The organism is Flavobacterium branchiarum, from assembly GCF_030409845.1.
GTDB lineage: Bacteria > Bacteroidota > Bacteroidia > Flavobacteriales > Flavobacteriaceae > Flavobacterium > Flavobacterium branchiarum.
Window position 1 is genome coordinate 2,310,116 of the sequence record NZ_JAUFQQ010000005.1, and the last position, 21,326, is coordinate 2,331,441.

The window sequence follows — 21,326 nt, forward strand, 5'->3', positions numbered from 1 at the left end:
AACTAACCAATATGAGTCTCCAAATATATGCCAGATTAAACATTTTATACAATGTACTAATCTATTGCTCAGATCAGCAAAAGGAAGGTAAAATTGAAAGTTTTTCACTTCCTGAACGAATATGCATCAACCAAGAAAGAGGAGCGCTTCTTAGTCAACTTGCATTTTTAAATAAAGAGGTTTTTGCTTCAGAAGTTAGACAAAGTAAAGTCTCTAAAACAATTGAGGCTAAGATACAATTAGTGATTAAGAAAATAGAAGCTACCAATTGGGGTGGCTTTGATCAAAGTAGATTTTTGATAACAGATGAAACTTAAACGTACTCCTGAGCAAAACAGACGTTACAAATTGCATCAAAAAATTAAAAAGCGATTTGAGTATTACGCCAAGAAACGAACAGTAATTATCCCGCACGATTACAATTTAGAATGTGAATTTCTAAAAGAACTTAGGGATAAATTTAGATACAACATTCAATATTCAATAATAAGTCCAAACACAATAGAAGTAATTAATCCCGAAATACAAACATGATGACAGAAACACCAACAACACCAATTGATATTACAAATTTATCAATAGCAGATAAAAAGGTTTTAAAAAAACAACTTGCTCAAGAAGAAAAAGCAGAAAAGGAAGCTCATAAAGCCAATGTTGCAACTCTAAAAGAAATTGGCATTGAGTTTTTAGAAAACAATATAGATTCTTTAGCCTTTAAACAAATTGACATGGAGAAAACCGTGGCAGGAATTTTCAAAGGACTAACACATTATTTAGACCTAAAAGCAAGTATATACGGACTTGATAGATTAGATCAAGATAGTCATACTGTGACACATCCTGATGGATCTTGTAGTATAACTATAGGCTACAATCCAGGGATTTCATTTGATGGAACTGAAACTGCAGGTGTTCAAAAAATAATGAATTATATCACAGCATTATCAGGAGGAGACGATGATGAAAACGCAGCGAAACTTGCAAAAGCGGTCAAGTTTTTTCTTAAACCAAATTTAAAAACAGGAATGCTTAACCCGGGAAGAATAATTCAACTCAATCAAATGAGAAGTGATTTCAATTCCCCTGAATTTGATGAAGGCATGGATATTATCGTCGATGCTCAAAATAAGACCAAAGGTAGCACATATGTTTCTGGATGGAAACATATAGATATTGGAGATAATAGAACTCGAAAGTTAGAATTTAGATTCACAGTGTAATGAATGAGTACACTACAACAATACTAATATTAGTCATAGTGCTGATTGGTACAAACAAAAAGGAGATAGCCACTTACATCTCCTGGTTAAGATTCAAAATTCATGTAACATTAAAACAATATGAAAATGATCGTCGAAATCATTCCAATATTGAAGCCCTTAAAAAACACAGTAAAGCAACTTATAAGCATAAATAGATTATTGGTTAGTTAATTCGGTTTCCCGAGCCTGATGGTTCTTGCAGGTTCGAATCCTGCCTCGGGAGCAAAATTTTAAAATAAATAAAATGGAAAAAAAGGTAACGCATTATTTCGTGTATGTAGGGCACAGCAACGCTACAAAAAACAAGTTGCAAGATGAATTTGAAAATTACTTAAAATCTTTATCTGCTACAATTATTGAGGTTAACAAGCTTGAAGATTTAAAAAGTGAAATAATAAATAAATCATTAGAACTTAATGAAATTCATCGTCGATGTCAGGGCCTAAAAATATCAATTGTTGATATGCATTATAGTAAAGGATTTATGATAAGTGGTTTTCATTCTTTGGTTTTTCAAATATTGAAAGGTTATGGCAACTAAAGCACAAGTTTACACAGGCACTGGTTCTGCCATTGACAATTATAATAATCCAAAAAAACAGCTCACCGACATTGTAAATGGAAATCGGAATGGTAAAGATAATTGGGGATTGTTCGAACCAGAACATAAATATGCCAAAGTTCACAAATTAATACGCTCTATATGTATTAGTAAAGAGTGGAGCTTGCCAAATGAAAAATGGGGAGTAATTGCCGATTTAAACAAACTAAGTGATTTTTTAAAAAGTGAAAAATCGCCAGTTAGAAAACCACTAATGAATATGAATAAACAAGAGCTTGAGAAAACAATTACTGCTCTTAAAGCTATTGTAGTGCATCATTACAACAAAAAATGCAAGTAAAATGGAAACCTACAGCATCACTGAAGTATGTTCACATGACATAGCCGAAATCAAAATAATAAGTACTTGTGTTACTTGCGAAACAACACAACTAGTTTGTTCCAATTGTAGAGAAGCCCTAGAACCACCAAAAATAGAATGCTAAAATGAAAATAGACTTAAAACTTAACCCCGAAACCGCATTGATTGTAGCGGCCACAATTGAGGCAGTATATAACAGCAAAGCATTAACCAGGAGAGAAAAGTCAATACTTTCAATCGCTCTTGACTTAGCTACTAAATTAGATGGGAAAGCGGTTCATATCAAGGCTAAAAGAAACCAATTTAATGCCAAAAAGAAAATAACAGTATCATTAAAGTTTCACGAGGCTGATATGCTGGAGCTCTTACTCCTTCAACAAATAAAAGGGATTCATGACTCCTACATCAGACTAGAAATCCAAAAAGCAATTAACCTATTGAATCAAAAATTAGCCTAATGTATATCAACAAAAAAAGAAGAAAACCAGATGCGAAAAAAGAGTCAATTTTTGATACCGAAGCACGACTCGTAGAAGAAGCTCGCAAAATAGCAAAGAATTTTCAACACGTTAAACCAGTTAAATACCTTTTAAAATAGATTTAAATGGAAGAAAATAAATATGTAACCTATGAGGTTACTTTCAAAGAAACTAAAGAAAAATGGGTTTTTCAGTATCGGAAATCAGATGGAAATCTCCATTCTTTTTTTAATGATCCAAAAGGAATCGGCATTTTTAATTTGTTCAAAAAAAGAACATTTCCTGAAACAGTAGCAATGATAGAAGAATGGAGTCAGTACAAACACATTGTAACTATCGAACTCAAACTGGAAGATTATAGTTTCGAAGCTCTTTATAATAAGTATGGACTAAAAAGGAAAGGCGATTTAGCCAAAAAAGCCTACGAAAAACTAGACTTGCCCACCAAGATAAAAGTTTTTAATGTGATTCCAAAATACGAAGCCGATTTGGCAAAAACAGGACAAGCAAAAGCGCATTTAGTGACTTGGTTAAATCAAAAAAGATACAACGACGAATATTAATTATTAAACAATCAATAAAATGAATGAAACATTAACAGCCGATAAAGGCAAAGTAATAACTGCTTACAACAAAGCAAAAGGTGGTAGAAAAGTATTCTTAGAAAACATTTTCGGAATGAAAACCTTTCAACCAGAAATAAAAGAACGCATCACGAGCCTTAATGATGCGCTTCGGGAAAATGGGGTTTCAGAAAAAAAGTTCAGAGAATCATGCGAGGGACTGTCACCAGACGAAGTTGCTTATAAGATGATCAAAGAAATAGTAAAAGCATTTAACGAAGGTTGGGTACCAGACTGGTCAGATAGCAGTCAAAATAAATACTATCCATGGTTTAAGATGAGTTCTCCTTCGGGTGGCGGTTTTTCGTACGACGACTACGATGGTTGGAGCACGTGTTCGGGTGTCGGCTCGCGCCTTTGCTTTAAATCAGCTGATTTAGCCAAACATGCTGGACAATTATTTGAGAGTATTTACAAAGATTTTTTAACCGCTTAAAACCATATTATGTACACAGACATTAAAACATTCGAAGATGCTTGTAAGGTTTTGAACCTTGACCCAGCAATTATCATTCCTGATTTTGCATTATTTCCAGAATCAGATAGACAGGCAATGATTGATCACACCAAATTAGTAATCATAGCTAAAGCCATAAACGGCGACTGGGTACCAGACTGGAATGATTGGGATCAGTATAAATACTATCCATGGTTCAAGATGGGTTCTCCTTCGGGTGGCGGTTTTTCGTTCGACGTCTACGATTGTTGGGGCACGCATTCGGATGTCGGCTCGCGCCTTTGCTTTCAAACCAGAGATATGGCAAAGTATGCCGGAAAACAGTTTGAAGAATTGTACAAAAGCTATTTCGTAAAAGCATAATAAATGAGGTTGTGTGGTGTCGTTGCTGTAGTTCTCCTTCAGGTGGCAGTTTTTCGTACAACGACTACGATAATTGGAACACGAATTCGAATGTCAGCTCGCACCTGAGCTTAAAATATTAAACACCACAGACCTTGCCAACAGGGCAAAAAAACACAAAATTAATAGGTTCGTTAGTAAAGTAATTGAAAGCGAGCCAATCTAAGCAAAGCAATGAAACGAATCAATAATTTATACAGTCAGATTGCATCTGTTGATAATTTAAGGATTGCCGAAACTAAAGCAAGAAAAGGTAAATCCAATCAATATGGTGTCAAGATTTTTGATAAAGACCCCGAAAGCTATATTATCAAACTTCATGAGATGCTTTTAAATAAAGAGTATAAAACCTCACAATACACAACCTTCACCGTTTTTGAGCCTAAAGAAAGAATTGTTTTTCGTCTTCCTTACTTCCCTGACCGAATTACCCATCATGCTGTAATGAATGTTTTAGAATCAATATTTGTTAAAGTTTTTACAGAAGATAGCTATGCGTGTATAAAGAAAAAAGGAATTCATGCAGCTACCAACAATATCAAAATAGCCTTAAAAGACCAGGATAATACAAAATACTGTTTGAAGTTGGATATTGTCAAGTTTTATCCTAATATAGATCATGATATACTAAAAGCGTTACTTAGGAAGAAATTCAAGGACAATGACCTACTTTGGCTACTGGACGAAATTATTGATAGCGCTGATGGTTTACCAATAGGCAATTATCTAAGTCAATACCTGGCTAACTTTTATCTTACCTATTTTGATCATTGGATCAAGGAAAACAGAGGGATTAAATATTATTTCAGATATGCCGATGACATTGTAATCCTTTCGAATAACAAACCTCATTTACACGAAATTTTATCACTGATTAAACAGTATTTAAACGCCAATTTAAGACTTCAGGTAAAAGACAATTATCAAGTGTTCCCTGTTGAAGCTCGTGGAATTGATTTTGTAGGCTACAAGTTCTACCACACGCACACACTGCTTCGGAAATCAATTAAAAAACGATTTGCTAAGGCAGTTTCCAAAACAAAAAACAAGGCTACTATAGCCGCTTATAATGGATGGGCGAAACATTGCAATTCCAAACACTTATTAAAAAAAATACTTCCCAATGAACAATTTTAAAGATTTTAAAATAAAAGCCGAATTATCCACTTTTACAGGCGATAAAATAAAAATAGATAGATTATTAAATGCCGAAATATCAGTACTAGCCTATAAAATTGAGGATTCGAAAGTAAAACAAGGAACAAAGCTCTTGATACTTCAACTCGAAAAATCAGGCATCAAACACGTTTTATTCACAGGATCAAACATTTTAATGCAAATGATTAAACAAGTACCTGAAGACAAATTCCCATTCAAAACAACAATAATAAAAGAATCAGAACATTTAGAATTTACTTAAAAAAGACAACTACGGAAATCCGTTAAAAATATTTAACTAACCTTAATACATTTGAATTATGGACAAATATGCCGAAATAATCTATAGACATCGAGCGGAAGAAACTCGTGTCATTTCAGCACTGGAATCAAAACAAAAAAAGTTAGACATGATTTTTCTTATTTTTTGTATTATATTATTTTTCTCACTTATATGTATATCTTATCATCTTTTATATATACATTTGGAAAGCGAAAAACTAAAACAATGGCTGGAAACACATTGAAATGATTCCATATTTTAAACTTGAAAAAAAACGATTATGAAAAAACTACTAGTACTTGCATCATTGCTAATTTGCTTTTGTATGAGAGCACAAAACACTGAGCTCTTACATAAAATGGATAATTGTGATTTGGATGCAGCAACGGAATTTGCAGACGCAATAGCAAATAGTTTTCGTGTCAAATATGAACGACTAGATTCTAGGTATTCAAAAAGAGGAGACGTTTACTCTATCATTTATTTACCAGCTTCAATGATGCCAAAAAATAAAGAAGCTATTAAAGATGCAATAGAAAAGAGTTATAGCCGTGAATTTGAATGCGACTCCTGTTTAAGTGTTCATTATAACGTTATTAATGAGGGGGAAAATAAAGACCTTGAAATTAAGGGAACAAAGAAGTATCATTTCACTTTTACAAGAGGAAAGTTTCTAGACTTGTTTAATTTTTGGGTTAAATATGTAAATCCAAATGCGATAGCCTCAGAAGTTTCTAATAAGGGTATTGATTCTCAAAGAGACTTTAAAAACAATCAGTATTGGTACAATTTCGCAACAAGTAAGGATAGTGGAAAATGGTATATTAAAAATTATACTGATCGACTAAATGAATTTAAATAGGATTTAATTTGAATTTAAACCCGCTAATTAGCGGGTTTTTTTATGCCTAAAAGTTGTGTTGCACATTAAAAAAAGGCTTCTTAATTTTGCTTCATGGCGTATAATAAAAAGAACTACAACAAACGAGCTCAATTTATTATTGAGGTCTATAAAAGCGTCAAATATTCAGATGTGCCTGATACTAAGATTATAAAAACTATTTTTCCTCAGCATAACATTTTTATATCATACCGTCAATGGATGAATATTAAAGGAATGCCAATTCCTAAACAACCAAAAACACAATTGTCATTATTCGGTACGTAAACCTAACTGAACTTTTTGCGAATTATCATCACAGCTATAATCTTCAAATTCACAAGTAAAAGTTAGTTCCCTGACTCTTAAACCTACATCGTTTCTATTGTGACCAGTAGCTGCGGTTCTATTAAGAGATTGGCAAAAATCACTTTCCCAACATTGAACTACCATAAATAGTTGTTGTTCAATCTCTAAATATTTCAGCCCCGTTTTTCTACTATCAAGTGGTGCATCTTGCCATGTTTGACAGTAATTTTCAAATACTAAAGTGATAGAAATAACTGGTAATGCAAGTTGATTATTACCTTGTAGATTGGAAAAAGCAGTGTTGGGAAAGTCAATTAAAACAGCTGGAAACGCCATATTTTTTCTAGGATCATCCATTCCTAATTGCCCTAAGTCCTGTTCAATGTAAACTATGTCTGGAACTTCTGTTTTTATACGTTCTTGCAGTTCTAAAAAGAGTTTTCCAAAAGGTGATTCTACATCATTTAAAAGATTGGTTATTGCTGATACTACCATAATTATTGCATTATTTGTTTAATATCTCTTGCGACTTGTCTCTCAATAGCTTTATTTAATACTACACTATTTCCTTCGTTGGTTGGCATAAATTGACGTTTAGGTATATTCATTTTTCGACTGTGCGCCTTTATGGTACTTTCACCAGATTTATACGTCACTGTTTGCATGCGCTCTTTTCCTTTTTTAGTCAATTTTCCAGTACCAACTTTCTTTTTGCTGTACTTGTTTCTAGTGTGTGCTTTTACCGTTACAGTACCTTTAAATCCTTCATTGTGTAACCTGGCATAAGGTCTGTTATTCTTCAAAGTCACTTGTCCAGGTTGCGTGGTGTAATGATTGTCAGCTCGCAAAGCTCCACTATCAACTAAAGTTGAACCTTTCTTTTTATTACTTTTTTTCCAACGGTCAAAGCTTTGACCCTGAAAGCCTCCTGCTCTGAAATTACCATTTATAAAGCGTAAAGCGATGTTTCCAGCTACTGATGGAAAACGACTATTTGCATAGTTTTTTAGTTCATTTGCTTTAATTTCAAGTGCTCTTGAAAATTCTTCTGGTGTCATAATCTTGTAGTTTTAAGCATAAAGCATTGTTATTCAAATAACATTTAGTAATTTTGTTTTTATGATAACCATTTTTAACTATAATCCAACAGATCAGGAGCTCAGCGATATTCGTTTTGATGCTTTTTCTTTGTGTCAAAAATTTGGTATAGATACTGATAAAGAGCTAACTCCAGAGCTTTATTTAAACCTTGTTTCGCAAGAAAACGCTTATTATGATTTAGCGGTCCTTTTCGAATTTAGAAAAGATCAAAAAAAAGCAGATGAGTTTTGGGCAAAACTTCCAAAAGAATTACAATCTGGTGGTTTGGGCTACGATTGTTTAAATATTGCTATTTAGTATTTTCTCTTAAATAAGCGCTCACCTTACTTCCAATTGTGCTATAATCCTGCATTAAAAATGGCATTAAATCTTTTACCGCTTGCTTTTCATCAATATTTAGCATTTTAAGCGTACCTCTAAATTCAGTAATCCAACTTTTATAGCCGTAACCGTTTTCCAGAATTTCTTTTTGGTGGATTGCTTTACCTCCAAACTTTTTCATAAAGTCTGGGTAAGTATGCCTTGCACAAAACTGATTTATAGTTTCCATATTTTTAGTACCAACTGCGCTCAATGACTTAGGTGCTGATTTGGTTTTTGCGTGCAAAATTTCATGCCATAAACTTTCAAAAGAATATTCCTGGTTAAAGGTCATTTTCTTACCGCTTTTAATGGCCGCTAAACCGTTTCTAAATTCTTCAAGCGGATTAAACTTAATACTGCTAAACTCATGCTTACTTAATGTAATTATTGAACCGCTAGCCCAGTCACCAGTTGACGTATTGTGATACATAGAATGTTGCATCATGTATGAAGTAGACTTTAAAAACTTCACTTCATCTAACCCGCGTCTGAAATCTTCCGGTGAAAATTCAGCATATTTAGTTAATATCGTTTTGATTTCTTTATCAGTTGGTAAATTACCCTTTATATAATCATGCAGGTTTATTGAACTTTCTTTTTTCGGTTCTTCAGGTGCTTTTATTTTATCCTGATCCTTTACTTTAAAGTATGGGTGCCTATCATTAAATATCACATTACTCAATGCAGCATTGTTATCGAAAATGGTGTCTTTTATCAAAGGATTGACCATTACATTAGCCCAATCACTATCAAATTCTTTACTTAGATTTCTTGCGATACCTGGTATAATTGTACATCGACAACCCCACGCCAATGGAGTGTATAAACGAAGCCAAATTTTATCTGTTTTGAGAGCTGTAAACTTGTCAAAAATCCTATGTTCTGGACGTACAGCACTATCACCAACAGTTGAAAACTGCAAGTATTCCGCATCCATCGTATGCCACTTACGAGCCATTATAGAGCTTTGAGTGACGTATTTCACTTCTGCTGATAGATAATTTTTATTGAATACTTCGCCAGTATCAGCAACTATTTTTTTTATAGATTCAAAGCTTCGCTGTTGCCCTTTAAGATTGAAAACGGCATCTTTAAATAAGTGAAATTGAGTTAACGTTTTAGCGTAACTGAATTGTTCCACATTTAGTGTGAATGCATCTTTTAAAACTTTACGGCTTTCATTATCGTCAAATGAAGGTCCTAATCCACTATTGACAGCCTTTATTAATTGCGTTGCTGTTCTGTTGTAAACAGCATCAGTATTTAGGTCTTCACCATTCATTAACTGCCTTGCAATTTTTGCGTAGATGTCATCCCAATTGTCGGCTGCTAAATCATCCAGTTCAAGATCAATACAACAGGTACAATCTAAACTATATAAATTATTTAATTGCCCGACTAATGTCGGGCTTGGTCGAAAAAATCCGCTAAACCTTTAAAAAGTAAATCCATTAGGTTTTGCTTTCTGGTTTCGGTTAGTTGCGATTTTGGGGGTTGTTGACGCGATGGTTTTTTAGAATTATTATCGTTTGGTTCCGGTGCCGGTTCCTGGTTTGCCAGTTCCATTTTTGCTTTTAACTCATCGTAGTTATCAGGCTTTGGAATTTTATATGTTTCATACCAATAATCATCACCTACAGGAACTTTTGAACTCACAACCACATCAATTTCCATTCGCATTTTTAACTTGGTCAAATCAAGATCAAGTTCAAACTCAAATTGACCATCGACGTTATAGCCATATGATTTTAAAATCTGTTTAAACTTTTTGCTGTTTAATAGATTTTCAACAAAAATCAAATCTGAAATAGTCAATTCGTCCTGTTGTTCTCCGTGCTCTTTTGATTGTGCATAACCGCTCGACTTACTGGATGAAGTTGTTTCTGTATTTCCCAAAATGGCGATTGCCATTTCTTCGTTACATGCATCTTTTAAACCAAGTTGAAGCTTACCGTCACCATTTGAGGTTTTGCCGTCAAGCATTTCAAATTCGGCTTGTTTTGGTATCATCATCGCAAGCGATGAACCGCTATCGGTTAGTAGAGTTTTAAGCTCTTGTTTGGTTTTTGTATCATACGCATCATACTTCATGATTCGAACAGGTTGCCCGAAAATCTCAACGTATTGTGCATAATCTCCAAAGGTTCCACGTTTATATATTCCATAAATAGAACACGCTAAAAGCAATCCTAAATCTTTTGGTTTACCTACAACCCAAACAAAAGGCATGTCTTCGTAAGCATAACCGTCTTGTTCTGAAAGTCCGTATTGCGATTTGGTAATTAATCCTTTCTCGGGTTTAATGTGCTTTCTTTCAACTTCTTTAAAGGTCAGTTCTTCACCTATAATAAACTCAACACCTGAAATTCCCCAAATTTTAGATTCCATTATTAAAGTAGTCAATTCACGTCCTTTTTCACTCTTAATTAAGGCAGTTAAGTCATCATCCTGTTTGCCGTCTTTTTTAATGAATTTTAATTTTTTATTAAGTACAGCATCTATCCTTTTTTGAATAATACCACGCAAAAAACCATCCATTGAAAGGATGTCGTGATACAAGTCATATAGCATGACACGATTAGGATAATAAACACTTTCAGCAGTAACGACGCTTTCTTTTAGTTTTCCGATGTCTTTACTGCTACGGTCAGGAGACACGAGTGTTAAGTCGTGAATGATATAAGCCTCTTTTTCTTTATTTTCCATGGTTTAAAATCTTTGGATGCGTTTTTGGTTAGAACCCCAGAAAACACCATCATTCAATGTACTTTCGTCTTCTGGTGTTTCTGGATCATCTTGTTTATAAGGCCAGTTTGGATTTATATTTCCCTCTTTAATATCAAACAGCCATCCGGGTACTTCCTTGTTACCAATCATCAACTCCCAATCTTCGCGAAATAACTCTAAATTGACATTTGGATTTGATTTTCGTACCAACCAATAAGAGGCAATTACTTTAATTGTCTTCTTTAAATTTTCATCTACAACTGTTGGAGCTAATGCCGGTTCTACGTAATCATCGCCAAAAAGTGCTTTTAAATCATATTTAAACAGGTATGATTTACAAAAATCCTCAGCTGCTTTGATTTGAGTAATTGTTTCGTTCGGATTGCTTCGGGTTATTGCTGCAATAACTTCCGGGTATAATTCGGTGTTTAATTCTGATGGTTGTACTAACATTACATTCTATGTTTATTGGCTTGACGTTTGAAACTTTCGATTGCTCCGGTAGCCGTTGTGATTTGTACTTCTTTTATAGTCCAGACAGCACCTTCGACACAATCGGGTCCATCCATTAGCTTTGCTTTTCGGCTGAAACTGGTAAACTGTGCAACAAGTCGCTCCATATGTGGATTGGTTTTCTCCACTACATTAAAAATCAGATGTCCTAAACGGTTTAGTGGTTCAAGCCCTCCCTCAATTCTTGCGTATTTTTCAGGCTTCTTGCGGTCATCCGGGCGGATTGGTAAAAAGGAATTTCTTTCTTCGTTTATTCTGTATATATGAGGTAAAATAACCTGCTCGTAAAATGGATTTTGAAGTGAATTGTTTTCTATCCATATATAAACTGGGTCAACTCCGCCACGCTTACAAATGTCATGCGCTTCAAATAGGTATTCACAAAACTTAGCGTTACTCATTTGATCAACCCAAACTTTTTGGATGTAATAGTTAAGTCCCTTGTTGGCTACAATAGTAATTGCCTTGCTACTTGCATTGGTTTTATCTGAATTACTAGGTGCCGGATCGGCATAAATTACAACATTATCACAATGGCGTAGTTGTGGACACTTTTCGAAAATAATATCTTTAAAAGTATCACCACCATCCATTGGGTTATTGAAGTACTCTTTTTGGTAACTTTCGTAACTTATCAAAGAAAGAACCCTGTCGATATTTGCTTCTGTATTTTTTTGAGGCCAAGTACTTTTTCCTTCTTTATCACGAATATTAATGACTTCGTGAATATCAGCTTTTTTACCCATTTCGGTAATACAACAATACTTTGCAATAATGTTTCCACAAGCAATAATTCTTAATCCACTAGAAATTGAACGGGTTGGAATTAAAGCTTGTTCAATCCATTTAACACGTTCCTTTACCCTTTCTGGATTACGGCATATTTCGTCGGTATCAATATCGTCAATCAAAATTAGATTAGGTCTCTTTGCTTTATTACGAGTTCCACGAGGCGATTGACCTGCTCCAATACCACGAAAAGCCAAACCTTTTCGAGTTGTAAATTCGGTAGATTCCCAACCTCCTATCTTTTTTTGAACACCATAATCATTAATGATACGATTATTACTTTCTAAACTTCCTTTATATGGTAATAGTAATCTTTCAGCATTATCTAATGAATCAGATACTAAAAGGATAGTATCTACTTTTATGTCAACCGGAATATCAGCTATACCCAGGTACAAAGTTTCCATCATGGTTCGACCTGACTTTGAAAGTTCTCTCGACCACGAACGAACTTCATACCATTCGGGATTAGCTATAACTCTTTTTGTAGCCCTTATATGAAATGGCGCGGGCTCACTTGTATAATACATTGGGAAATAGTATTTAAACCATTCCTCAGGATGTTTTTCAAGATGTTGTTTTCTCTTGATTTTTGCCGAATGAGTTTCGCTTAAATCTATAGGAGTAGCATTGTCCATGTTTTCACAGAACTCACGCCATAACTCTAAATATTCCTTGTCGGTAACTCTTTTAGCCATTTTTTAATTTTGAGTTGATAAACTCATCGATGTAATTCTTGAATTTTTTTGCATCACCTAAATCAACAGATTGAATGAACGTTAATAATTTTCTTGAAACCTCCACATATTCACCTAAACCTATTTCGGTTTCCAGGCGTTGGATGTTTGCGGTTATTTTACTCATTATGTCCGCTTCCTTAGATTCCGGAATCGGAACATCACGTTTTGCAATCAATTCGTTTAATGCCTCCAATTGATTATACCAATGCACAAGTTGCGCCTCCTTAGTTGTCAATAGGCTTTTTCGAAGCTTCGCCCAATTGTCTAATTCTGCCCACTTTCCTATTGTCTTTTCGGTTACGCCTGTACGTTCAGCAATCTCTTTAAAAGTGATTCGCTCATTTACATATAATATTCGAGCATACTCCCGCTCTTGTGCTTTGGAAATTCCCATTTTACTCTTGATTACATGGCAAAATTGACCCAAAACAACCCCATTTTAAAATATGTGTGCAATCCTTACGTCTTTATTTTCAATGCTTTGCAAACATTCGCAAGTTTGTACTCACTTTAAAACACATATAAACATGAAAGCTTAATGAGTACACCAAAACAGAAAAAAATCGATAAAGAATTTTGCATCACTGACGACTCAGTGAATGTATATGGCTATCGATGTTTAACGTCTGGTTTATTGGTAGATGAAGTCAAGAAAAACCCTATCGGTTTTAAAATGCACAACCGCGACAACGGTGTTGTGGTGCGTTGGGAAGACTTTAGAATCGATAATGATAAGGTTTATGCAAAACCGATTATCAATTTGGCTCATCCACAAGGTGAGACGATTGTTTCAGAGATCGAAAACGGTTTCTTGAATGCGGCCAGCGTTGGAAAAATAGTTGTGTTGGATTATACCGACTTAAAATCATTGATGTTGCCAGATCAAACAGGACCTACTATTACAAAGTGGTTTCCTCGTGAAATATCGCTTGTTGATATTCCGGGCAATTACAATGCACTTGCCGATCTTTTTGATATTGATGACAACGAATTAAACCTTTCAGATTTAAAAAAAACTAAACCCAATAACATGAAAAAAATCATTTTAACCGCGGGCTTTTTGACCGCATTGAATTTAAGTGACAATTCAAGTGATGAAGATGCAAACGGTGCATTTCAGGACTTAATTGACAAAGCCAATAAAATACCTGGACTGCAAAAAGATTTAGCAGATAAAACCAAAGCTTTAACTGAAAAGGAAAAAGAATTGTCTGATTTGAAAGATTCACATGTAGCCAAAGAAGTTCAAGACTTACTTTCAAAAGGTGAAGCTGACAAGAAATTAACTAAGGAAGTTTCTGCAAAATTAGGAGAAAGCTTTAAAGCTGATCCAAAAGGTTTAAAAGACTTAATCGATGCGATGCCAGCGCAAACATTGATTACAGATCAGTTGGGAGATAATAAAGACGCTTCCGTATTTGCTGGAAAAAAATGGGATGATTTATACCAATCTGACCAATTAGAAACCGTACGTATTCAGCTTCCTGATTTGTACGATAAATTAAAAAAAGAAAAATATCCTAATTCATAATCCAATTTAATTATGGCAAATCCAAAAATACCCCAAGAGTTTTGGGCATCTTATATCGTAGAGAAACTACGTAAAACAAATCCACACATTGCACTTTGTTTTGATGAAAGCAAATTTATTGTTGGTGGTTCTGTTGTCTATATTCCACAAGCGGGAGCTAAACCAAATGTTGTAAAAAATAGAGGTTTTGGGGCGGCTACAGCGGTTCAAAGAGGTGATACTGCAATTGCTTATGTACTTGACGTATTTACAACAGATCCAACAGCACTGTTGACTTCTGAAACACTTGAAATCAGCTACGAAAAACAAGATAGCCTTTTAGCAGATCATACCGACACCTTAGCAGAAAGTATTGGTGACGAATTGACGTATAACTGGATTAAAGGTATCAAACCTGCCGTTGGCGGTGGCACAACTGTTGAATTTTTACCCGTTGCAAGACATATCGGTACTGCCGGTACTGCAACAGCTGTAAATCCAGTAGATGGCCAGACTGGTACTAGAAAAGGATTCACATTCGCAGAGTTTGATCTTATGCAGGCAACTTTTAATAAAGACAATGTGCCAAAACAAGATCGTTACGCAATGCTTGAAAGTTTTATGTTAAAACAGTTTCAAAATTCATTAACCACAAACGAAATGGCGGCCTTTCAAGCTACTGCTGATTTGGCTAATGGTGTTGTTGGAAAATATGCGGGTTTTACAATTCTTGAAAGAAGTTCAGTATTAGCATTATCATCTGCGGGAGTGTTTAGATTACCTGGAGAGGCTTTGGCTGCAACTGATAATCTGGCAAGCATCTTTTGGCAAAAGAACAGTGTAACCAAGTCATTGGGAGATACTAAGCTTTTCCAAGACATGGAGAACCCATTGTACTATGGCGATATTCACTCAGGACTTGTAAAAATGGGCGGTCGTTGTCGTCGTGAAGACTGGAAAGGTGTTGGAGTTGTAGTTCAATCTGCTTAATGAATTAAAATATTATATATATCCAAAAGGTTTCTACGCCTATAGTAGAAACCTTTTTTTAAAACAACTACATGGACCAATTTGTATTCCCAATATTAACTGCTTTTTTTTCTGCATTAATCACCTATATATTTTCAAAGAGAAAAAATCTTGCTGAAGATCGAGCTGCTGAACTAGATAATGCAGTGAATGCTGTAAAATACTATCGTGATTTACTTGACGATATGGCAAGCAGATTAACTGCTGCAACGGAAACCATAAAAACAATGGAAGCGCAACACCGTGAATTAATGGGTATAAATCAGCATCTAGTGGAGGAGTTACAAAAGTTCAAACAACTTAACGGAAAAATATAGTGAGCACATTAGGACAAAAAACATTAGCTGTATCGATTACACAGTTAGGAGTTGAAGAAATTCCAAAAAACAGTAACGCAGGTCCAGCAGTAGAAAAATATTTAAAGTCTGTAGGACTTGGCAAAGGCTATGCTTGGTGTATGGCATTTGTTTATTGGTGCACCAAAGAAGCATCAATACAATTAGGTATCACAAATCCTCTTGCAAAAACTGCAGGAGTTTTGGCAATGCTAAACTTTAAAAAAGAATTAGTAGTTAAGGAACCACAGCCCGGAGACATTTTTATCATGGACTTTGGCAAAGGTCAAGGACATACTGGATTAGTTGAAAAGGTAGAAAAAAACATTATCCACACCATTGAAGGTAATACTAACGATGATGGTAGCCGGGAAGGTTACAAAGTGTGTCGAAGAAAACGAAACAAATCCACAATTAAAGCATATTTAAGAGTATGAAAAACCTAAAATTAAAATTCTGTCTGTCCATTTTTTGTTTTGTTGTTTTGGCTACAACACTAGTGGCTTGTAAAAGCTCTAGTGTTGTACCGCCAACAACAATCGAAACCACTACAACGGTAACTACAAAAGAAGTAGTACGCGATACAACTTTTAAAATCCCACAAGATAATAGCTATTATAAAGCCTATCTGGAATGTGTTAACGGAAAGGTCGTTATGAATAAAGATGTAAAACCAGTGTCTACACCAGGGAAACATTTAGAACCTCCAAAAGTCAATTTACAGGATAATATATTAACCGTTGACTGTAAGGCTGAGGCAATTAAGTTGTTTGCACAATGGAAAGATGTTTACACTAAAGAACATCAACAAATAATCAAAAAAATACCTTATCCGGTTGAACGAGAACTTTCGTGGTGGCAATTAACTCAAATTTATTGTGGTCGATTGTTTTTAACCCTGTTAGCACTTTTTATAATTGTTGTCGTGCTACAAAAAACAAATGTTATTAAATACTAATTAAATACTGTTTAAAATGTCAAACGAAAAAGCGGTCGATTATTTCGACAGACACCCATCAAGCAATGAATGTCATATTACATCTGACAACAGAGTATTTCACACTAAAGGAACTGCTGACAGTCATGCAAACGGGCTAAAAGACAATAAAGTTAATTCTCATTACAGAAGTGATTACGAATTATCGAACATAGAAGTACTTGGTCCTGATATTGAAACTGGCATCGCAACTGAAACGCCTGAAGAAAAAGAAGCTAAATTAAAATTGAGAGTTGATAAATTAGTCTCTTTAGGTTTCCAGCAGATTGAAGACAATTTTGTTAATGCCGAAACTAATAGCAGTATTTCTGCTACTGATGTTTTTGAATCAACAGATGAGCTGTTTGAAATTTCAATCACACCCCCTAAAACCCAACTCAAAAAAGTTTACACTATTGAAGATTTGAAAGTTTTTGATTTCGAATCAGATTATGAGGTCATCAAGGCAATTGTTAAAGGTTTAGCCCTTGAAAGTGCTTCAAATTCTAAAAAAGACCTTTTAGAGGCTATTACAAAAGCAAAAGCTAATTTAGAAAGTCAAGAATAATGGAACTAGGAACCGGAACGCCAAAGGTTACTGTAGCAGTAGCCTCGGGCAACCTCCAACGTCAGTTGCAAATTATGGATGGTGTTGCAGGACTTATGGGAACGGCCCAAACTAAAATAGGTGTAATTGAAACTGTTTTTGGTTATGATGATGCAATAGCAAAGGGTTACACCGTTGCAGCGGAACCATTTTTAAACAAGGCTATTGAGGTGTTCTATCAGGAGTTGGGAGGTAATAAGGCTTTAACTATTCTTGGAGTTGAAGACACAATGACTCTTACGCAAATGGTTACTTCGACTAATGCAAACGGTCTTAAAAAGTTACTTAATTCAGTACAAGGTAAAATCACCATTGTCGGGTTAATTCGCAAGCCAAGCGAGGCTTACGCAATGTCAGAAAATCTCTTTTTGGATAAAGATGTAGAGGACGCATTGTTAGCATCTAAAACATTAGGACAATATCAGCAATCAATCAATAAGCCTGTTAGAATGCTTATTGAGGGTAGAGTTGCCGATTTAGAAGCTGATTTGTTCGAACCTAATACGGTTGGGAATGGTTTTGCGGGTGTTGTACTTGGTAGCAATTTGAAAGATGGTTCTGGCGCCAGTGGTGTTGCTTTGGCTTTGGCCAGATCAGTTAAATACCAATCTCATATAAAAATTGGCAATGGGCAAAATGGTCCTTTGACTATTTCTGATGCATTTATCGGTGACAGAGCTATCGAAGATTATTACCCGGAGGAACTAGATATTTTTGCCAATGCAGGTTACATCATAATGCATCGACGTGACGGATCAGCAGGATATTATTTTGCAAGAGATAATATGGCGACTAATGACGATTTCAGAATCTTAGTGCACGGCAGAATAATTGATAAAGCTCAAAGAATTGCTACAGCAGCCGCAACTCCAATGTTAGAAACTTCTGTTCGTGTGAATGCTGATGGAACCATCAATGGGACCGATGCGAAAGATTTAGAAGAAACAATCTCTCAACAATTGAGATCACAATTAGCGGGTCAGGTAAGTGATATTGATGTTAATGTACCAACTGATGTAGATATAATTAATACTAGCACTGGAGCGATTGAAGTCAAAGTTTTGCCTCTTGGCTATTTGACCTGGATTAAAGTAAAAATAGGTTTAACTGCTAATTTATAGCTATGAATATAAATATAAGTTCATCAGAGTGTGCATTTGCAAATTTTGAGATTAAAATTCTAACGCGAACAATTAAAGGATTACGCGGGTTTAGCTTCAAAAAAGAAGTTGAAAAAGAACATTTATACGGGGCTGGTGATGAAGCTATCGATATTCAATCTGGTAACAAGAAAAATTCAGGAAGTATAAAGGTATTAGGTTTTGAAGCTGATGCCATGAACAAAGCCGCAAGAATTGCAGGATTTGAAGACATTACCGAGGTACCACATGAGCTAATTGTAATCACTTGTACATATCGAAAAAGATTGGTTGACCCAATCTCTACATACATCGCTTCAGGTGTTGCTTTTACGGAATCAGGTGTTGATCTGGAACAAAATGCAAAGTTTAGAGAAATAACATTGCCTTACCTGGCAATGAATGTAAGATTACCATAACATCAAAAACAAACAAATGACAAAAACTGCAGTAAACAAAGGAAATTTAAAAGGCGCTTTCGCTAATCGTAAAGCCAAAGAAGTTGAAAAACTTAAAGAGTTTGATTTAACACCATATATCGAAAAATTTGGGGAGCCAAAGTTAGAGGAATGGAAGCAACTAGCTGGAGGCCGTAAGTTGATCTATTTAAAACACGAAACTGACTTGGCAGTTTTAAGACCTCCGACAGCCGATGACTTAGGCGACTATATGGAAGCGATAGGAAGTGCCGGACTGAGCAAAGCTGTTGCAATGGTGATGGAGCAACTTTGGTTGGATGGTGATATTATCCTAATCGAAGATGAAGAAAAATTCATTTCTGTTTTCTTACAGATAAACAACATCTTGGAAGGGAAGAAAGCCGAGTTTTTTCGCGCTTAGTAATAAAGGCATAAAAGATTGCCAGAATAAAAAAGCAGGACTAGATCACCTGATTGTATTTGGGTGTATGAAATTCGGAGCAAATGCCTTAAAAGATTGGGGTGATGAAACATTTTTCTATCGGACCGGGATTGCACTTGAATTATCAAAAAAAGAAGAAACTTAGGTTATGAATAACACGATTGATTTTGTTTTAAGAATGCGTGACATGGCAAGCTCGAACCTAACCCGATTAGGTTCGACTTCTCAGTCCGTGTTTAACAGGATGAGTCAATCGGCTAATCAAATGACTGGTCGCAACCGTATTTTAGGAATGAGCTTTGCCGAGCTACAGAATAAAATTAGACAAGTTGAAGACACAATTAGCAGAAGTACTATTCCTAGTCAAATTGCAATGGCTCGACGTGAGCTAGCCTCTTTACAAAGGCAATCGGTTAGTCATTCGGGCAATACAAGTTTTTCCTCTGGTAGCAGTTCTAAAGGTTTAGGTGTTGGAGGCGTTGCAATTGGTTCTATGATTGGCAATTTAGCTTCCTCTGGTGTTTCAATGTTGCTAAACGTGGTAACTGCTGGTGTTGGCACAATGATTGAAAAAAGCTTTGAAAAAGAGCGAGCAATTACTGGATTGACTACTTTTTTAGGCAAGCAGGGCGCGCAAGATGCATATAAAAATATTAGAGAGGATGCAAATGCAACGCCTTTTGATACTGCCTCGCTTTTAGAGGTAAATCGTTCTTTGATTTCAGCGGGACTGAATGCTAAGGCAGCCAGAACTGATACTATGAATTTAGCTAACGCCGTTTCGGCTGTTGGTGGCGGAAATGATATTTTATCAAGGATGGCCGCTAATATGCAACAAATTAAGACAGTCGGGAAAGCTACAGCAATGGACATTCGACAATTTGGAATAGCCGGAATTAATATTTATACCATGTTGGCACAATCAACAGGCAAAAGTATTGACCAGGTCAAGGAAATGGAAGTCACTTATGAAGACCTTGCAAAAACTCTGGCGATGGCAAATTCTAAAGGAGGTATTTATGAGGGAGCTATGGCGGCGCAATCGCAAACAAAATCTGGAAAATGGGACACTGTTAAGGATAACTTTACGACTGCAGCATCTGATTTAGGTGATGCGTTTTCACCAGTTATCAATAAGTTTCTCGATATGGGAATTAAGTTCGCTAATGGTATTGGTCCTATGATTGAGCGTGCACAACCTTATATCGATGCATTTGCCAACGGTGTAGGTAAAGCGGTCGACTATGTTACCCAAATTGTTAGCGGTACAGGCAAGTGGAGTGAATGGGTTGCAATAGCTAAAAGCCTTTTTAACGTCATGTACCCAATTATCCAAAACATAGCTCTTAAGCTTTGGGATTTTGTAAGTCGAATAGTAGAGTTTGTGCGTAAAAGTGAAATTCTAAAGGACGTTTTTAGGTTTATTGGATGGTACATGAAAAATATTGGTGATGCTATAGGTGTTGTTTTAGATGGCATTCTTTGGGTTTGGAACAACCTTGTAGAACCTATTTTAAATAAAATAGAAGCTTTTTACAAGTGGATAAAAGGCAATAATACAATTAATGTAAAAGGTACAAAAACCTTAATTACTCCTAAGACACCAAAAGATGAAAGTCCAGACGATTCGCCATTAGGTGCCGGAGGTTCATTAATGGCTTCAAATAACGCATCTGGAAAATCAGCGGGTGAAACCGTTTCCGGTTCGGGTCCAAAAGTGGTAAATATCCAAGTAGGAAAGTTTTTTGAAAACCTGCAATTTACTACCATGAACGCCAACGAATCAGTTGATGAAATGGAAAGAATTGTAATGGAATGTTTAGCGAGAATAGTATATAACGGTTCAAAAATGGTTTAATT

At 35.4% G+C, this 21,326-nt stretch carries 32 protein-coding genes; 25 read left to right on the forward strand and 7 right to left on the reverse strand.

Features of this window, described 5'->3' with window-relative positions; all coding sequences use genetic code 11:
- Positions 1-11: 11 nt before the first annotated feature.
- The 14 genes from QWY99_RS22005 to QWY99_RS22070 all read left to right on the forward strand — a co-directional run bounded on the left by QWY99_RS22005 (position 12) and on the right by QWY99_RS22070 (position 6,755).
- Positions 12-317: a hypothetical protein gene (locus QWY99_RS22005; protein ID WP_290268191.1), complete on the forward strand. Its 306-nt coding sequence runs from the start codon at positions 12-14 to the stop codon at positions 315-317.
- Positions 307-534 (forward strand): hypothetical protein, encoded by a 228-nt coding sequence (locus QWY99_RS22010; protein ID WP_290268193.1) that lies wholly within the window; start codon positions 307-309, stop codon positions 532-534. Before QWY99_RS22005 ends, QWY99_RS22010 begins: the two co-directional genes overlap by 11 nt.
- A complete protein-coding gene (locus tag QWY99_RS22015) occupies positions 531-1,220 on the forward strand; it encodes a DUF3164 family protein (protein ID WP_290262786.1) in 690 nt (229 codons plus the stop codon). Before QWY99_RS22010 ends, QWY99_RS22015 begins: the two co-directional genes overlap by 4 nt.
- Before the next feature lie 286 nt (positions 1,221-1,506).
- Complete coding sequence (locus tag QWY99_RS22020; protein WP_290268196.1) at positions 1,507-1,803, forward strand: hypothetical protein; 297 nt, start codon at positions 1,507-1,509, stop codon at positions 1,801-1,803.
- Entirely contained in the window at positions 1,793-2,164 is a 372-nt protein-coding gene (locus QWY99_RS22025) for a hypothetical protein (protein WP_290268198.1), read from the forward strand. The genes QWY99_RS22020 and QWY99_RS22025 overlap by 11 nt, the downstream gene beginning before the upstream one ends.
- 146 nt (positions 2,165-2,310) lie before the next feature.
- Positions 2,311-2,643 (forward strand): hypothetical protein, encoded by a 333-nt coding sequence (locus tag QWY99_RS22030; RefSeq protein ID WP_290268200.1) that lies wholly within the window; start codon positions 2,311-2,313, stop codon positions 2,641-2,643.
- Positions 2,643-2,783 carry a hypothetical protein gene (locus QWY99_RS22035; RefSeq protein ID WP_290262772.1) on the forward strand — a complete coding sequence of 47 codons (141 nt, stop codon included), beginning with the start codon at positions 2,643-2,645 and terminating at the stop codon, positions 2,781-2,783. Before QWY99_RS22030 ends, QWY99_RS22035 begins: the two co-directional genes overlap by 1 nt.
- Before the next feature lie 6 nt (positions 2,784-2,789).
- A complete protein-coding gene (locus tag QWY99_RS22040; RefSeq protein ID WP_290262770.1) occupies positions 2,790-3,227 on the forward strand; it encodes an LvrA C-terminal domain-related protein in 438 nt (145 codons plus the stop codon).
- Positions 3,228-3,246: 19 nt separating this feature from the next.
- Positions 3,247-3,723 (forward strand): hypothetical protein, encoded by a 477-nt coding sequence (locus QWY99_RS22045; protein WP_290268202.1) that lies wholly within the window; start codon positions 3,247-3,249, stop codon positions 3,721-3,723.
- A gap of 9 nt (positions 3,724-3,732) precedes the next feature.
- Complete coding sequence (locus QWY99_RS22050) at positions 3,733-4,107, forward strand: hypothetical protein (protein ID WP_290268204.1); 375 nt, start codon at positions 3,733-3,735, stop codon at positions 4,105-4,107.
- A 213-nt stretch (positions 4,108-4,320) separates the two neighbouring features.
- A complete protein-coding gene (locus tag QWY99_RS22055; RefSeq protein WP_290268206.1) occupies positions 4,321-5,283 on the forward strand; it encodes an RNA-directed DNA polymerase in 963 nt (320 codons plus the stop codon).
- Positions 5,270-5,566, forward strand: coding sequence for a DUF8468 domain-containing protein (locus QWY99_RS22060; protein WP_290262761.1), 297 nt, complete (start codon positions 5,270-5,272; stop codon positions 5,564-5,566). Before QWY99_RS22055 ends, QWY99_RS22060 begins: the two co-directional genes overlap by 14 nt.
- Positions 5,567-5,867: 301 nt before the next feature.
- Complete coding sequence (locus QWY99_RS22065; protein ID WP_290268208.1) at positions 5,868-6,449, forward strand: hypothetical protein; 582 nt, start codon at positions 5,868-5,870, stop codon at positions 6,447-6,449.
- Between the two features lie 93 nt (positions 6,450-6,542).
- A complete protein-coding gene (locus QWY99_RS22070) occupies positions 6,543-6,755 on the forward strand; it encodes a hypothetical protein (protein WP_290262756.1) in 213 nt (70 codons plus the stop codon).
- On the opposite strand, the gene QWY99_RS22075 is transcribed toward QWY99_RS22070, so the two are convergent.
- Together QWY99_RS22075 and QWY99_RS22080 are read right to left on the reverse strand one after the other, a co-directional pair.
- Positions 6,741-7,271 (reverse strand): hypothetical protein, encoded by a 531-nt coding sequence (locus tag QWY99_RS22075; RefSeq protein WP_290262754.1) that lies wholly within the window; start codon positions 7,269-7,271, stop codon positions 6,741-6,743. The genes QWY99_RS22070 and QWY99_RS22075 overlap by 15 nt on opposite strands.
- Before the next feature lie 2 nt (positions 7,272-7,273).
- Positions 7,274-7,834 (reverse strand): hypothetical protein, encoded by a 561-nt coding sequence (locus QWY99_RS22080; protein WP_290262751.1) that lies wholly within the window; start codon positions 7,832-7,834, stop codon positions 7,274-7,276.
- A 61-nt stretch (positions 7,835-7,895) separates the two neighbouring features.
- Between QWY99_RS22080 and QWY99_RS22085 the strand changes: the two genes are divergently transcribed.
- Positions 7,896-8,174: a hypothetical protein gene (locus QWY99_RS22085; protein ID WP_290262749.1), complete on the forward strand. Its 279-nt coding sequence runs from the start codon at positions 7,896-7,898 to the stop codon at positions 8,172-8,174.
- Here QWY99_RS22085 and QWY99_RS22090 read toward each other — a convergent pair.
- The 5 genes from QWY99_RS22090 to QWY99_RS22110 all read right to left on the reverse strand — a co-directional run bounded on the left by QWY99_RS22090 (position 8,167) and on the right by QWY99_RS22110 (position 13,403).
- Positions 8,167-9,522 carry a putative phage head morphogenesis protein gene (locus QWY99_RS22090; RefSeq protein ID WP_290262747.1) on the reverse strand — a complete coding sequence of 452 codons (1,356 nt, stop codon included), beginning with the start codon at positions 9,520-9,522 and terminating at the stop codon, positions 8,167-8,169. The genes QWY99_RS22085 and QWY99_RS22090 overlap by 8 nt on opposite strands.
- Before the next feature lie 116 nt (positions 9,523-9,638).
- Entirely contained in the window at positions 9,639-10,946 is a 1,308-nt protein-coding gene (locus QWY99_RS22095; RefSeq protein WP_290259650.1) for a phage portal protein family protein, read from the reverse strand.
- Positions 10,947-10,949: 3 nt separating this feature from the next.
- Positions 10,950-11,420 carry a hypothetical protein gene (locus tag QWY99_RS22100; protein ID WP_290259653.1) on the reverse strand — a complete coding sequence of 157 codons (471 nt, stop codon included), beginning with the start codon at positions 11,418-11,420 and terminating at the stop codon, positions 10,950-10,952.
- Positions 11,420-12,967 (reverse strand): hypothetical protein, encoded by a 1,548-nt coding sequence (locus QWY99_RS22105; RefSeq protein WP_290259655.1) that lies wholly within the window; start codon positions 12,965-12,967, stop codon positions 11,420-11,422. Before QWY99_RS22105 ends, QWY99_RS22100 begins: the two co-directional genes overlap by 1 nt.
- Positions 12,960-13,403, reverse strand: a complete 444-nt coding sequence (locus QWY99_RS22110; protein WP_290259657.1) for a terminase gpP N-terminus-related DNA-binding protein — start codon at positions 13,401-13,403, stop codon at positions 12,960-12,962. Before QWY99_RS22110 ends, QWY99_RS22105 begins: the two co-directional genes overlap by 8 nt.
- 144 nt (positions 13,404-13,547) lie before the next feature.
- Here QWY99_RS22110 and QWY99_RS22115 point away from each other — a divergent pair, with 144 nt between their 5' ends.
- From QWY99_RS22115 to QWY99_RS22160, 10 genes are all read left to right on the forward strand, one after another.
- Positions 13,548-14,540, forward strand: coding sequence for a hypothetical protein (locus tag QWY99_RS22115; protein WP_290259659.1), 993 nt, complete (start codon positions 13,548-13,550; stop codon positions 14,538-14,540).
- Between the two features lie 12 nt (positions 14,541-14,552).
- Entirely contained in the window at positions 14,553-15,509 is a 957-nt protein-coding gene (locus QWY99_RS22120) for a hypothetical protein (RefSeq protein WP_290259661.1), read from the forward strand.
- A gap of 71 nt (positions 15,510-15,580) precedes the next feature.
- Positions 15,581-15,865 carry a hypothetical protein gene (locus QWY99_RS22125; RefSeq protein WP_290259663.1) on the forward strand — a complete coding sequence of 95 codons (285 nt, stop codon included), beginning with the start codon at positions 15,581-15,583 and terminating at the stop codon, positions 15,863-15,865.
- A complete protein-coding gene (locus tag QWY99_RS22130) occupies positions 15,865-16,320 on the forward strand; it encodes a CHAP domain-containing protein (protein WP_290259664.1) in 456 nt (151 codons plus the stop codon). The genes QWY99_RS22125 and QWY99_RS22130 overlap by 1 nt, the downstream gene beginning before the upstream one ends.
- On the forward strand, positions 16,317-16,841 hold the full coding sequence (locus QWY99_RS22135) for a hypothetical protein (protein WP_290259667.1): 525 nt from the start codon (positions 16,317-16,319) through the stop codon (positions 16,839-16,841). The genes QWY99_RS22130 and QWY99_RS22135 overlap by 4 nt, the downstream gene beginning before the upstream one ends.
- A 16-nt stretch (positions 16,842-16,857) precedes the next feature.
- A complete protein-coding gene (locus QWY99_RS22140; protein WP_290259669.1) occupies positions 16,858-17,427 on the forward strand; it encodes a hypothetical protein in 570 nt (189 codons plus the stop codon).
- Positions 17,427-18,587 carry a DUF2586 family protein gene (locus tag QWY99_RS22145; protein WP_290259671.1) on the forward strand — a complete coding sequence of 387 codons (1,161 nt, stop codon included), beginning with the start codon at positions 17,427-17,429 and terminating at the stop codon, positions 18,585-18,587. The genes QWY99_RS22140 and QWY99_RS22145 overlap by 1 nt, the downstream gene beginning before the upstream one ends.
- 2 nt (positions 18,588-18,589) lie before the next feature.
- Positions 18,590-19,024: a hypothetical protein gene (locus tag QWY99_RS22150; RefSeq protein ID WP_290259673.1), complete on the forward strand. Its 435-nt coding sequence runs from the start codon at positions 18,590-18,592 to the stop codon at positions 19,022-19,024.
- Between the two features lie 16 nt (positions 19,025-19,040).
- The gene (locus tag QWY99_RS22155; RefSeq protein WP_290259676.1) at positions 19,041-19,445 is read left to right on the forward strand and encodes a hypothetical protein; all 405 of its coding nucleotides are present in this window, start codon (positions 19,041-19,043) and stop codon (positions 19,443-19,445) included.
- Positions 19,446-19,614: 169 nt separating this feature from the next.
- On the forward strand, positions 19,615-21,324 hold the full coding sequence (locus QWY99_RS22160; RefSeq protein WP_290259678.1) for a tape measure protein: 1,710 nt from the start codon (positions 19,615-19,617) through the stop codon (positions 21,322-21,324).
- Positions 21,325-21,326: the final 2 nt, after the last annotated feature.